Annotated in this window: 10 protein-coding genes, 1 rRNA gene and 1 pseudogene; 9 read left to right on the forward strand and 3 right to left on the reverse strand. The window is 64.6% G+C overall.

Features of this window, described 5'->3' with window-relative positions:
• Positions 1–932: pseudogene (locus H0W65_RS10645) on the forward strand (TonB-dependent receptor); the annotation flags it as partial.
• Here H0W65_RS10645 and ppa read toward each other — a convergent pair.
• On the reverse strand, positions 929–1,459 hold the full coding sequence (gene ppa, locus H0W65_RS10650; protein WP_294007446.1) for an inorganic diphosphatase: 531 nt from the start codon (positions 1,457–1,459) through the stop codon (positions 929–931). The pseudogene H0W65_RS10645 and the gene ppa overlap by 4 nt on opposite strands.
• A 49-nt stretch (positions 1,460–1,508) precedes the next feature.
• On the reverse strand, positions 1,509–3,416 hold the full coding sequence (locus tag H0W65_RS10655) for a peptidase M61 (protein ID WP_294007448.1): 1,908 nt from the start codon (positions 3,414–3,416) through the stop codon (positions 1,509–1,511).
• Positions 3,417–3,468: 52 nt separating this feature from the next.
• On the opposite strand from H0W65_RS10655, the gene hisS reads away from it, so the two are divergent.
• The 6 genes from hisS (at position 3,469) to H0W65_RS10685 (ending at position 10,548) form a co-directional block, all read left to right on the forward strand.
• Complete coding sequence (gene hisS / locus H0W65_RS10660) at positions 3,469–4,743, forward strand: histidine--tRNA ligase (RefSeq protein ID WP_294007450.1); 1,275 nt, start codon at positions 3,469–3,471, stop codon at positions 4,741–4,743.
• The gene (gene prfA, locus H0W65_RS10665) at positions 4,740–5,825 is read left to right on the forward strand and encodes a peptide chain release factor 1 (RefSeq protein WP_294007452.1); all 1,086 of its coding nucleotides are present in this window, start codon (positions 4,740–4,742) and stop codon (positions 5,823–5,825) included. Before hisS ends, prfA begins: the two co-directional genes overlap by 4 nt.
• 30 nt (positions 5,826–5,855) lie before the next feature.
• Positions 5,856–6,680 carry a peptide chain release factor N(5)-glutamine methyltransferase gene (gene prmC, locus H0W65_RS10670; RefSeq protein WP_294007454.1) on the forward strand — a complete coding sequence of 275 codons (825 nt, stop codon included), beginning with the start codon at positions 5,856–5,858 and terminating at the stop codon, positions 6,678–6,680.
• 250 nt (positions 6,681–6,930) lie between these two features.
• Positions 6,931–7,635: a DUF4167 domain-containing protein gene (locus H0W65_RS10675; protein WP_294007456.1), complete on the forward strand. Its 705-nt coding sequence runs from the start codon at positions 6,931–6,933 to the stop codon at positions 7,633–7,635.
• Between the two features lie 182 nt (positions 7,636–7,817).
• On the forward strand, positions 7,818–8,846 hold the full coding sequence (locus tag H0W65_RS10680) for a substrate-binding domain-containing protein (RefSeq protein WP_294007458.1): 1,029 nt from the start codon (positions 7,818–7,820) through the stop codon (positions 8,844–8,846).
• 109 nt (positions 8,847–8,955) lie between these two features.
• Positions 8,956–10,548 carry a porin gene (locus H0W65_RS10685; protein WP_294007460.1) on the forward strand — a complete coding sequence of 531 codons (1,593 nt, stop codon included), beginning with the start codon at positions 8,956–8,958 and terminating at the stop codon, positions 10,546–10,548.
• A gap of 168 nt (positions 10,549–10,716) precedes the next feature.
• On the opposite strand, the gene H0W65_RS10690 is transcribed toward H0W65_RS10685, so the two are convergent.
• Positions 10,717–11,094: an acyl-CoA thioesterase gene (locus tag H0W65_RS10690; RefSeq protein WP_294007462.1), complete on the reverse strand. Its 378-nt coding sequence runs from the start codon at positions 11,092–11,094 to the stop codon at positions 10,717–10,719.
• Positions 11,095–11,191: 97 nt separating this feature from the next.
• Between H0W65_RS10690 and H0W65_RS10695 the strand changes: the two genes are divergently transcribed.
• Complete coding sequence (locus H0W65_RS10695) at positions 11,192–11,620, forward strand: CBS domain-containing protein (RefSeq protein WP_294007463.1); 429 nt, start codon at positions 11,192–11,194, stop codon at positions 11,618–11,620.
• Positions 11,621–12,077: 457 nt separating this feature from the next.
• Positions 12,078–12,471: ribosomal RNA gene (locus H0W65_RS10700) — 16S ribosomal RNA — on the forward strand; the annotation flags it as partial.

Consider the following 12,471-nt stretch of genomic DNA (forward strand, 5'->3'; position numbering starts at 1 on the left):
TCGATTTCCGGCTGCGCGGCGAATATGTGCGGCAGACGATCGACAATCCGCAAGCCAGTTTCCCGACCGCCAGCGTCGCGCTCGAGGCCGCTTTCCCTGACCGCTTTCAGCGCGATGGCGCCGGCAATCTCATCCGCGTCGATTTGCGCCCAGTCAACTTTCAGAAATCACGGCGCGATACGCTCCGGCTCGGGTTCGATTTCACCAAGCCGCTCAAGTCGCAACCGCCGTCGCAGGCGGCGATCGCGTCGTTCCGCCAGCGGTCCGCCGCTCAGACACAGTCGCCAGGCACCCCACCGTCGCCTCCGCCGACCGAAGGCAGCGCAGTCGCGGAGGGGGACCCGGGCGGCGGTCGCGGCTTCGGCCGAGGCGGCGGTGGCGGTGGCCGTTTCGGCGGAGGCCGCAACGGCGGGCGGCTGACCTTTTCGCTGACCGATACGATCACGCTCACCGACAAGGTGACCATCGCCGACGGCCTGCCCGCCCTCGATTATCTCGACGGCGAAGCGTCTGGCGGCCTGGGCGGTCGGCCGCGACACGAGGTGCGGGCCGAAGCCGGCTATTTCAACAACGGCCTCGGCGCGCGGGTTCAGGCCAATTGGCGCAGCGCGACACGGGTCGAGAGCAATGCCGGCGACCTCCGCTTCTCCTCCTACGGCACGTTGGACCTCAAACTGTTCGCCAATCTCGGTGAGCGCTTCGACCTCATCGCCAAGCACCCGTTCTTGCGGGGCACGTCGCTGCAGTTCAACATCGACAATGTCTTCAACGGCCGGCCCAAGGTGCGCGGCGGCGACGGGCTGACGCCGCTCAGCTACCAGCCCGACCTGATCGAGCCGATCGGCCGGACGGCCGGCCTGACCTTCCGCAAATTGTTCATCCCCGCCCGCTTCTTCCAGCGCGGCGGCGGCCGGAGACGCACTGGCAACTAGGTTTTCTGCGCCTTCGCGATCGAATCGAGGACCACCTTCTGCGCGGCGGCGGCATCGCCCCATTTGCCGACCCGGACCCATTTCTCGGGCTCCAGGTCCTTGTAGTGGGTGAAGAAATGCTCGATTTGCTGCATCACGATCGGCGGCAGATGCTCGCCTTCCGACACGCCGGCATAATAGGGGCTCGTCGAGGTTTCGGGCACCGCCAGCAATTTCTCATCGCCGCCCGCTTCGTCCTCCAGGAACAGCACTGCCACCGGGCGCGCGCGGATCACCGAGCCGGGCATCAATGGCCAGCGAGTCATCACCAGGCAGTCGAGCGGGTCGCCGTCGTCGCACAAAGTCTGCGGGATGAAGCCGTAATTGGCCGGATAGCGCATCGGCGTGTGAAGGATGCGGTCGACGAAGATCGCCCCGCTCACCTTGTCGAACTCATACTTCACCGGTTCGCCGCCGATCGGCACTTCGATGAGCACATTGATGCTGTGCGGGGGATTGGAGCCCGCGGGAATCAGGTCGATGTTCATGATGGCGCCGCCCTTAGCCGCCCGCGCGGCATTGGCAAAGCTCTTCGCGTCAACGCGGCTTCAGCAGCCGGTCGAGTGGTCCTTCGCCCTTGCCGACCTTTTCGAAGCGCGGATAGCGATGCCCGCCGTTCCAGCGAATCTCGACCGGCCGCACTTCCTCGCCGCGCTTGGTGATAAGGCGAATCGGCTGGTTGCCGCCTTTCGCGGCGACGATCGCGTCCTTCAGCACATCGTCGCTGTAGGTGTGGCCATCGACCGAGACGATTGTCTGCCCGACCGTCAGGCCGGCGACAAACGCCGGCGAGCCCCACAGGACCGAGGCAACCTTGGCCTCTTTGCCGACCGACAGTCCGAGCGAGTAGGTGAAGTCGGCCGCCTCGCGCGCCTTGAAAAACGCCTTGGCGGCGGCGGTCGGGGTGTCGGTGTAGGCAAGGCGATAACCCGAGCGGGTGAAGCCGGCGAGCGGCGCATTGGTCGAGGTGCCGTCGAGCCGCTGCCTGAGATGCGTCGACCAGTCATAGGGATAGACGCGGTTCAGCGTCGCTACGATGTCGTCGAACGTGTAGGTGACCTCGCCATAATCGCCGTCGTTGATGCCGAAGAAGGCGCGAGCGAAATCGTCCATACCGCGCTTGCCGCCGGTGCCCTCGCGGATGATGGCGTCGGCTTCGGTCCAGATCAGCAGGCCTTCGTTGTAATAATCCTCCGACCGCTGGAAGCTGGCCCAGCCCTTGGGCCGCCGCGCCGAGATAATCGGGTCGTTGGTGGTGTCGATAAGCGGGCGCCACTGCCGCCCGGGCAACGTGTCGAGCCCAGCGGCGATCACGGCCAGCTTGTCGAGCACCTCCTGCTTGGTCGACAGGCCCGAGCGCGCTTCGAGCACATAGCCCCAGAATTGGGTCTGCCCTTCGTAAACCCACAGCAAGCTGTCGCGCATCGGCGTCTTGAAATCGGGCGTCCACAAATCGGCACCGCGGCGGAACTTGCCGTTCCAGCTATGGGTAAATTCGTGCGGCAGGAGGTTGTGGTCGGCGAGGCTCGCCTGCCAGTCGATGAAATAGCCCGGCTCATTCTGATTCTCGCTGCTGCGGTGATGCTCCAGCCCGATCCCGCCCATCCGGTCGGTGACCGCGTGGAGGAAATCATAATGGTCGAAGTGGCGCGCGCCGAACAATTTCACCGCCTGGTCGGCGAGGTTGCGGTGCTTGGCGAGGACGGCAGGCGGGATCGCCAATTCCTTGGCGCTATCGGCGAAGCTGTTGAGCGTCACGCCATGGCCAAGGTCATCGGCGCGGAAATATTTGCCGGCGAATACCGGCGAATCCTGCAGCACCTCATAATTGACCTGGCCGTAATCGATCCGGCCGCCCGCGCTTGCTGTCGGGCGGAGCGCGGTCGCGGCGCGCCATCCGGCGGGAATGGTCAGGCTGGCGATGATCGGGATGCGGCGGGTGAAATAGCCGGCCGGATAGAGCGATACCGCCTCCCACTGGATGTTCATCATTTCGCGGGTGACGGTGATCCGGCCCTGGTCGGCGGCGGTCGCAGACAGATGGACGAAACGCGCCTCTATCTCGCCAACTCCGACGGGCACGTCGACATGGAAGGCGTAGGGGTCGACCGGGTCGCGCCGCCAGGCGATCGGCTTGCTGCCGGCGCTGATCTCGAGCCCCGCCAGCTTTTCGATTGCGCCGCGCGGGGCATGGTTGCCGGGCAGCCATTGCGGCAAGAGCAGTACCAGCGACCCCGGCCCGGCGACCGGGATCGTCTCGCGCACCTTGACGATGCCGCGGTCGAGGTCGGTCGCCTCGACGGAAAGCCGGATCGTGCCGGGATAGGCGACATCCTGCGCGACCGGGATGGTGCTGGCGATCGGCACCGGCTGCGGCGCGCTGTTGGCGGCCATGAGGAAGGGAAGGGTGAGGCTGAGCGCAAGCGCGCGAAAGAGACTGGACATGGACCCTGGCTAGCCTTCGCTTTTGCGTCACGCTAGGGGCTGGACCATCCGTATGTCGAAAATCGATACCCCTCAGCCCATTCGCGGCACCCAGAGCCTGATCGGCGAGGAGGCCGACCGTTTCCACGCGGTGATCGCTGCGTTCGACCGCGTGCGGCGCCTCTACGGGTTCAAGCGGATCGAAGTGCCGGTGATCGAGCCGACCGCGGTGTTCGCGCGTACGATGGGCGAGACGACCGACGTCGTGTCGAAGGAAATGTATTCGTTCGAGGATCGCTCGGGCGACTCGATCACGCTCAGGCCCGAATTCACGGCGGGGATCGCGCGCGCCTATTTGAGCGAGGGCTGGCAGCAGTTCGCGCCGCTTAAGGTCGCGACCCACGGCCCCGCGTTCCGCTACGAGCGGCCGCAAAAGGGCCGCTTCCGGCAGTTCCACCAACTCGACGCGGAAATCATCGGCGCTTCGGAACCACAGGCCGACGTCGAAGTGATCGCCTTGGGTGCGCAACTCCTGGCCGAACTTGGCATCGAGGGCGTCATCCTCAAGCTCAACACGCTCGGCGATCCGGCGACGCGCGCGGCGTGGCGCGATGCGCTGTTCGAGCATTTTTCGGCGCGGCGCCGCGACCTCAGCGAGGAGAGTCGCGAGCGGCTCGACCGCAATCCGCTGCGGATCCTCGACAGCAAGGCGCATGGCGACTGGCCGATCGCGGATAGCGCCCCGGCGATCGATGACTTTTTGACAGCCGAAGCGAGCGACTTCTTCGCCGCGGTCACCGCCGGGCTCGCCGCCGCCGGGGTCGCCTGGGAGCGCGCGCCGCGACTGGTGCGCGGGCTCGACTATTACCGCCACACCGCGTTCGAATTCATCACCGACCGGCTGGGTTCGCAGGGCACGGTGATTGCCGGTGGCCGCTACGACGGCCTGATCGAATCGCTCGGCGGCCCACACACGCCGGCGATCGGATGGGCGGCGGGGATCGAGCGGCTGGCGATGATGATCGACGCGCCGGCGGACGAGGTGGCTGAAATCGCTGTCATCCCCTCGAGCGATGAATTTTCGGCCAAAGCGTTCACGGTGGTGAGCATCCTGCGCAATGCCGGGTTGCGGACCGACATGGCGCTGCGCGGCTCGGCCAAGCGGCGGTCGGAACTGGCGCGCAAAAGCGGGGCTCGGTCGATCCTCTACGTTCGCGCCGCGGATGACTCGATGGGCGAATTCTATCTCAACGCGTCGGGCCTGCCGGGCGACGAGTTTGAACAGCTCGCTCGCCGGATCGGTGATGCGGTCGGTACGCGCTTCATGGTGTCCGGCCTGACGCGATGACCGGAATCTCGCTCGACCGGATTGTCTCGATTGAGACGAAGAAGCACGACATTGCCGAAGCGATGGCCGCACCTTACCTCGCGCCCGAGGAATTCGTGCGCCTGTCGAAGGAATATGCCCAGGTCGAACCGGTTGCCGCGGCGGCGCGCGAAGTGCGGCGGTTGCGCGCCGAGCTCGAGGTGCTGACCGGCCTCGCCGCCGACGCCAGTGCCGAAGCCGAACTGAAGGAAATGGCGGCCATTGAAGCCGAGGACATCCGCCACAAGCTGCCGATGGCCGAGCGTGCGCTGGCGCTCAAGCTGCTGCCCCGCGACAGCGCCGACGAGCGCGCCGCGATGCTCGAAGTGCGCGCCGGGACCGGCGGCGACGAGGCGGCGCTGTTCGCCGGCGATCTGCTGCGCATGTATCAGCGTTTTGCGGAGGAATGCGGCTGGAAGTTCGAGCTGATTAGCGCGTCGCCGTCCGATGTCGGCGGCTATAAGGAAGCGGTCGCCTCCATCAATGGCACCGGCGTGTTCGCGCGGCTGAAGTTCGAAAGCGGCGTCCACCGCGTCCAGCGCGTCCCTGCGACCGAAAGCGGCGGGCGGATCCATACGTCGGCGGCAACGGTCGCGGTGCTGCCTGAAGCCGAGGAAGTCGACGTCCATATCAACGACGGCGACTTGCGCATCGACGTCTACCGTTCGTCGGGACCGGGCGGGCAGTCGGTCAACACCACCGACAGCGCGGTCCGCATCACCCATTTGCCGTCCGGTCTGGTCGTCATCCAGCAGGACGAGAAGAGCCAGCACAAGAACAAGGCCAAGGCTCTCAAAGTGCTGCGCACCCGTCTGTTCGAACTGGAGCGTTCGCGGCTCGCCAATGAGCGCGCCGGGGCGCGCAAGTCGATGGTCGGATCGGGCGATCGGTCGGAGCGGATTCGCACCTATAATTTCCCGCAAGGGCGCGTCACCGACCATCGCATCAACCTGACGCTGCACAAGCTGGATGCGATCCTCGAAGGGCCGGGCCTCGCCGAGCTGACCGACGCGTTAATCGCCGAAGACGAGGCGGAGCGGCTGTCTGGCCTGGATGACGCTTAATCTCCCCTCCCTCGAGAGGGAGGGGTGGACGTGACCCAATTATCGCGCGCGTTATCGCGCGCCACCGAATTCCTGTCCGCGACCAGCGACACGCCGCGGCTCGATGCCGAGCTGCTGATGGCCGCCGCGCTTGGCATCGGCCGCGACCGGTTGATCCTTGACCCGCCCAAAGGCGAAGTGCCCGCCACCTTCTCCGCGTTTGTCGAGCGACGCGGCGCGGACGAGCCGGTCGCCTACATCACCGGCCAGCGTGCGTTCTGGACGATCGATCTGGAGGTCGGCCCCGGCGCGCTCGTACCCCGGCCTGACAGCGAGACATTGATCGCTGCCGCAGTCGAGCATTTCGCCGGAACTTCGGGCCCCAAGCGCATCCTTGATCTCGGTACCGGGCCGGGCACCCTGCTGCTCGCCGCGCTCGACGAATGGCCGGCGGCGACCGGGCTCGGAATCGACGCCTCGCCAATCGCGCTCGGCTACGCCCAGCGCAACGCCGAGCGGCTCGGCCTGTCGGGGCGCGCGGCGCTGCAGCTTGGCGACTGGGGACGCGACGTCCGCCAGCGCTTCGACCTCATTCTCTGTAACCCGCCCTATGTCGCCGCCGAGGCCGATCTGGGACCCGGAGTTGCCGAGTATGAGCCGGCCGAGGCGCTGTTCGCCGGCGCCGATGGGCTCGACGACTATCGCCGCCTCGCGCCCCAGGTCGGGCGGCTGCTCGCCCCGGGCGGCCTAGCGGCGATCGAGATTGGTTCCGACCAGGCCGGCAGCGCCGCCGCCCTATTCACCGTGGCGGGCCATCGACCGGTGCTGGCCAACGACCTTGGCGGCAGGCCGCGCGCCTTGCTGATTACCGTCTGACACGAAAAGGCTTGGAGTTTAGCCTCTTGGCCATTACATCGGGGGTCAGGGACGGGGCTGCTTCCACCAAAAAGCGATGCGCCCCCGCCGCCGACCCCCGACGAAAAACGCCGCGCCGACGCACTCTTGAGACAGCGTCTACCGGCAAGGGAGGGTCGACCAGCGCCAGTGGGCGCGGGCCGGCCCGCCGCGACGGGACCATATGCTTCCGCGAAAGGGAAGATTTCGGGCGCACACTTGATGGGCGCCAGTGCGACAGGGAACCTGTATTTTGATCAACAACCGTCAGGGCGGCCGTCGTCGTGGTCGCGGTGGACAGCGTCCTCAGGGAATGTCCGGTAATAGCGGCAACAATGCCCGCGACAATCGGCAGCGCGGCAACGCTGCCCAGCTCCTCGAAAAATACAAGAGCATGGCGCGCGATTCGCAGCTTGCCGGGGATCGCGTCCAAACCGAATATTACCTCCAGTTCGCGGACCATTATTTCCGCGTGCTCGAGGACACCCGCTCGCGTTTTGACGAGCAGCAATCGAACCCGTCGAACCGCGGTCGCCGCCCCGACGAGGAAGAAGACTTCGACGGCGACGACGACATCACTGCGACCGACAACGAAGGCGAGGGCGAAGGCGACGATGACGGAGATATCCGCCAGGCGCCACGCCGTGACCAGCAGCGACCCAATCGCGATCGTTATGCCGAGCGGCCCGAGCGCGTCGAACGCCCGGAGCGTGCCGAACGCAACGATCGTCCGCAGCGCGACGATCGTCCGCAGCGCGACCGCACCAACGGCAACCGCAGCGACACGGTCGAGGAGGAGCGAATTTCGCTTGGCGTACTCCCCCCGGCGATTGGCACGGTCAGCGACGAGAGCGAGACCGACGATGTGCCCAAGCCACGCCGCCGGACCCGCAAACCGCGCACCGACGAAGGCGATGAGATCGCTCCGGCCGCCTGAACAACCGGCAGATGTAAATCAGGACAAGGGCGGTGGGAGCGATCCTGCCGCTTTTTTCTTTTTGCCGCACCGGTGCGGTTGTCACGAAATTGAAACGATCGAGTCACGAACCCGTCGCGGCCCGACCCTAGTGATTTCTCGACGGCGGACGGGGGTGTCCGCCGAAGAGGAACCTTTAAGCCATGAAGACCTTCGCATATGCGGCGAGCGCCGCGGCGCTGCTTTCCATTCCGGCGCTAGCCGATGCGCGCAGCATGCGCGCGGTGGGCTCGTCGACCGTCTATCCGTTCGCCAAGATGGCCGCCGAGCGCGTCGCTCGCGCCAATCCTCGGCTCGGCACGCCGATCATCGAATCGACCGGCACCGGCGCCGGCTTCAAACTGTTCTGCGCCGGCGTCGGCGAGCGCTTTCCCGATGTGTCCAACGCATCGCGCCGGATGAAGGCCAAGGAAGCCGCGCAGTGCGTCGCCAACGGCGTCAAGGAAGTCACCGAGATCCAGATCGGTCTCGACGGTGTCGTCGTTGCCACCGCCATCAGCACCCCGATCGCGGGCATCACTCAGCGCGACCTGTATCTCGCCATCGCCAAGACGCCGTTCGGCAAGCCGAACAAGGCCAAGACGTGGAAAGACGTCAACGCCAAGTTTCCCGCGCTGCCGATCCGCGTTTATGGACCGCCGACGACCTCGGGCACTCGCGATGCGTTAGGCGAATTGCTGATGACCCCGCCGTGCGAAGCCAATCCATCGCTGGCCGCGATGAAGAAGTCCGACGAAGCCCGGTTCAAGGCGATCTGCACCGGCATCCGCACCGACGGCGCCTACATTGAGGCCGGCGAGAATGATAACCTCATCGTCCAGAAGCTGGTCGGCAATCCCGGTACGGTCGGGCTGTTCGGCTACAGCTTCCTCGAGGAAAATACCTCGAAGGTGAAGGGCATCGCGATCAACGGGGTCGCGCCGACCTACCAGACGATTTCGTCGTTCAAATATCCCGGCGCGCGCCCGCTCTATGTCTATGTCAAGAATGCGCACGTCGCCGCCATTCCGGCGATCCGCGCCTTCATCGCCGAGATCACCAAGGAAAGCGCGATCGGTCCGCGTGGCTATATGCTCGCGGGTGGCCTGGTCGCCGCTCCGGCGCCAGTCCGCGCCCGTGCGCAACAGGCTGCGCGCACGCTGACTCCGGTCAAGTTCGCCGAGCTCAAGTAAGCGCTCGGTCATCATCCGTATCAACGATTGATGCGTGCCCGTCGGGGAATATGGGCGCGCATCACCCTCGCCGGGGAGGTGGGGAAAATGGGGCAAAGGAAAATAGACGATGAACCGCATTGCAATCATCCGCGCGTTGCTCGCTGGTAGCGCCTTCATGATGGCCACCGGCGCCTATGCGCAGGACGCCGAGCCGCAACCCGATCCGTCCGATGCAACTGCCGACGCGGCGATCGCCAGCGCGGCGCCGGTCGACGACGCCCAAGCCAAGATCGAGCTGCTTCAGGCGCAGGTCGAAGCGCTCCAGGAATCGCTCGCCCAGGTCCAGGCCAACATGGCCAAGACCGTCCCGACGTGGAAAGGCGCGCCGCTACTAGAGGACAAGGAGGCCGGCTGGTCGTTCAAACCGCGTGGGCGCATCCAGTACGATGCCGGCTATGTCTCCAACCCGGACAATAGTATCGTCACCCGCAACCTCGGCTTCAACACCCGCGCCCGCCGCATCCGCCTAGGCGCGGAGGGCACGATCCCGGGCGGCTTCGGCTACAAGTTCGAAATGGACTATGCCAATGGCGCGGTCGGCTTCGGCGACGTCATCCTGACCTACGCGCCGAAGAATATTCCGCTAAGCTTCGCCATCGGCAACCAGGAAACCAACAACGGCCTTGAGCAGATTACCAGCTCGCGGTTCACCAGTTTTGTCGAGCGCGCCGCGTTTGACGACGCTTTCATCAATACGCGCCGTATCGGTCTCAACATTGGTTACGCCAACAAGGCGGGTGATTTGCGTTTCAACGCGGGCTTGTTCGCCGCCCATTCGATCGATTCGAGCCTCGACAATGACGGCTGGATCGGCGCCGCGCGCGCGGTTTATGCGCCGCTAAAGGGGGCCAACCAACTTCACTTCGGCGTCAATTTCCAGCATCGCGAGTTCCAATCGAACAATGGCGCGACCGTTGCCAGCTCGGCTGGCCAGCCCTCGACCAACCAACTCGCGCGTTATCGTGCCCGTCCCTTCACTCAGCTCACCGATCAGCGCTTCGTCGACACCGGTAATTTCGCGGCCAAGAGCGACAACATCATCGGGCTCGAAGCGGCGGGCATCTTCAAATCGCTGCACCTTGCCGCGGAAGGGCAGTATCTGACGACCAAAGCGTATGGCGCCGGCGACCGGCTCACGACCGATACGTCGGAGCCAAGCGACGTCCTCAATGTGTTCCCCACACCCACCCAATATGTGTCGAACGGCAATCCCAGCTTCTGGGGCGGTTATGTCGAGGCCGGCTATTTCCTGACGGGCGAAACTCGCGGCTACAAGGCCGGCGCATGGGATCGTACCAAGGTGCTCAAACCGTTCAGCAAGGGCGGTATGGGCGCGATCCAGGTCATCGGCCGCGCCGATTATTTGGACCTAGATAGCCGCAAGCTGAAGACTGGCTGCACCAATAATTTCGTGACCGGCTTGACCTGCACCACGGCGAGTTCGCAGCTCGGCAAGGGCGGGACGCAGCTCGGCCTGCTGGCCGGTCTGACGTGGATTCCCGAGGATTATATGCGCGTGCTGCTCAACTACTCGCACGCGTTCATCGAGGGCGGCCCGCTGGCGGCTACGGTCGAACCTACCACGCCTTCTTCGGAGCCAATCGACAAGCGGAAATTTGGCGTCGACACGGTCCAGGCTCGTTTCCAAGTGGACTTCTGAGGAGCTTCTCCCCAGAAGCTGTGCGTACGGAAAGGCCTCCTGCCCTCGGGCGGAGGGCTTTTCTACTTGGCTCAAGCGACAAGTCCGTTTGCCGCGACGGCGCTTACTGGTGGACTATTGTCATCCCCGTCGAACGCCGAGCAGTTGCTGGGCTTTCGTGATCCGCGACTAGTCCGCGTCGACCGGCCTCGGCCGCGCTTGACTGTCCAACGCGACGAAGGTGAACAGGCCGCTGGTTACGTTGATGTCGGTCTGGCCGCGGTCGCGGGTGGCGACCACTTCGATGCGGATCGCCATCGAAGTGCGGCCGACCCTCTCGACCTCGGCATACACAGAGATCAGGTCGCGCAGGTGGATCGGCGAGAGGAACTCCATCCGTTCGATCGCCACCGTCGCCACCGCGCCATTGGCCCGTCGCGAGGCGACGATGCCGGCGGCAATATCCATCTGGGACAACACCCAGCCGCCGAAGATGTGGCCGTTGGCGTTGATATCGCTCGGGCCGGGGACGACCCGTAGCACTGGAATTCGATGGTCGGCGGTCATTCTTTGTCCTTGCAACAGGGTCGGGGGCGTTGCCCTCGCTTCCCTTTGGCCGGGGAAAGTGAGACGTTCAACCCGCGACTCTTGGGAGCAGGCGGACATGACCATCGCGGATATCCTTGGCAGCAAAGGCACTGATGTCGCTACCGTCCCGGCGGGAACCGCGGTCCGCGATGCGGTCGCCCTGCTCGCCGACCGCAAGATCGGCGCGGTCCCGGTGATCGGCGAAGGCGGCATCGCCGGCATTTTTTCCGAACGCGATCTGGTGGGATGTATTTGCGACCATGGCGCGGAGGCGCTCGACTGGCCTGTCGACAAGGTCATGAGCTCACCCGCGGTGACGGTCACTTCCGACACGCCAATCCTGGCCGCGCTGGCGACCATGACCCAGCGCCGGATGCGCCATTTGCCCGTGGTGGAATCGGGCGAGATTCGCGGTATCGTGTCGATCGGCGACCTGGTGAAACACCGGATCGAGCGGATCGAGGCGGAGGCGGAGGCGCTTAGGACCTATATCCAGTCCGCCTGACGGACATCGAAACCGCGGATTTCCGCTACTTTTCTGAAATATGACGAGCTTGCAACGACGGTTTTGAAAAAAGCCGTTGACGCAAATGGGCTCCCCCCATATACGCCCTGTCACAGCAGCGGTGGCGGCCTACTTCGGACCGCCCTCGCTTCGCGCCTCTCTTTGTCGGCATACCGACGCCCGGAACCAACGAACCGGGGGAGCAGGCGCGTCGGCTCTTTGACATTGTTGGTTTAGATGAAGGGACATGTGGGCGGCGGCCCGGTCTCCTGGAACCTCTGGGTTCAGGATGATCGGTCAAATTTATGCCGTTCCTTAATGGTCTTCTGACGGAGCTTGCTCCGGCGGATGGCCAAATGTCCTAATACGCAAACAACACCAGTTTGTATATTTGTGCAGGAACGGCTCCCAGAGATACCGGCCTGCCTGGCTTATTCCAGCCGGGCGGATCGGTCATCAACTTGAGAGTTTGATTCTGGCTCAGAACGAACGCTGGCGGCATGCCTAACACATGCAAGTCGAACGAGACCCCCGTCTTCGGATGGCGGGTCTAGTGGCGCACGGGTGCGTAACGCGTGGGAATCTGCCCTTGGGTTCGGGATAACAGTTGGAAACGACTGCTAATACCGGATGATGACTTCGGTCCAAAGATTTATTGCCCAGGGATGAGCCCGCGTCGGATTAGCTAGTTGGTGAGGTAAAAGCTCACCAAGGCGACGATCCGTAGCTGGTCTGAGAGGATGATCAGCCACACTGGGACTGAGACACGGCCCAGACTCCTACGGGAGGCAGCAGTGGGGAATATTGGACAATGGGCGAAAGCCTGATCCAGCAATGCCGCGTGAGTGATG

The organism is Sphingomonas sp. (assembly GCF_013816785.1).
Classification (GTDB): Bacteria; Pseudomonadota; Alphaproteobacteria; order Sphingomonadales; family Sphingomonadaceae; genus Sphingomicrobium.

Bases quoted from the DNA above. Each gene is read 5' to 3' on its own strand.
- ppa (WP_294007446.1), bottom strand. From the start codon at position 1,459: ATGAACATCGACCTGATTCCCGCGGGCTCCAATCCCCCGCACAGCATC.
- H0W65_RS10695 (WP_294007463.1), top strand. From the start codon at position 11,192: ATGACCATCGCGGATATCCTTGGCAGCAAAGGCACTGATGTCGCTACC.
- prfA (WP_294007452.1), top strand. From the start codon at position 4,740: ATGACCGGAATCTCGCTCGACCGGATTGTCTCGATTGAGACGAAGAAG.
- H0W65_RS10655 (WP_294007448.1), bottom strand. From the start codon at position 3,416: ATGTCCAGTCTCTTTCGCGCGCTTGCGCTCAGCCTCACCCTTCCCTTC.
- hisS (WP_294007450.1), top strand. From the start codon at position 3,469: ATGTCGAAAATCGATACCCCTCAGCCCATTCGCGGCACCCAGAGCCTG.
- H0W65_RS10690 (WP_294007462.1), bottom strand. From the start codon at position 11,094: ATGACCGCCGACCATCGAATTCCAGTGCTACGGGTCGTCCCCGGCCCG.
- H0W65_RS10685 (WP_294007460.1), top strand. From the start codon at position 8,956: ATGAACCGCATTGCAATCATCCGCGCGTTGCTCGCTGGTAGCGCCTTC.
- H0W65_RS10680 (WP_294007458.1), top strand. From the start codon at position 7,818: ATGAAGACCTTCGCATATGCGGCGAGCGCCGCGGCGCTGCTTTCCATT.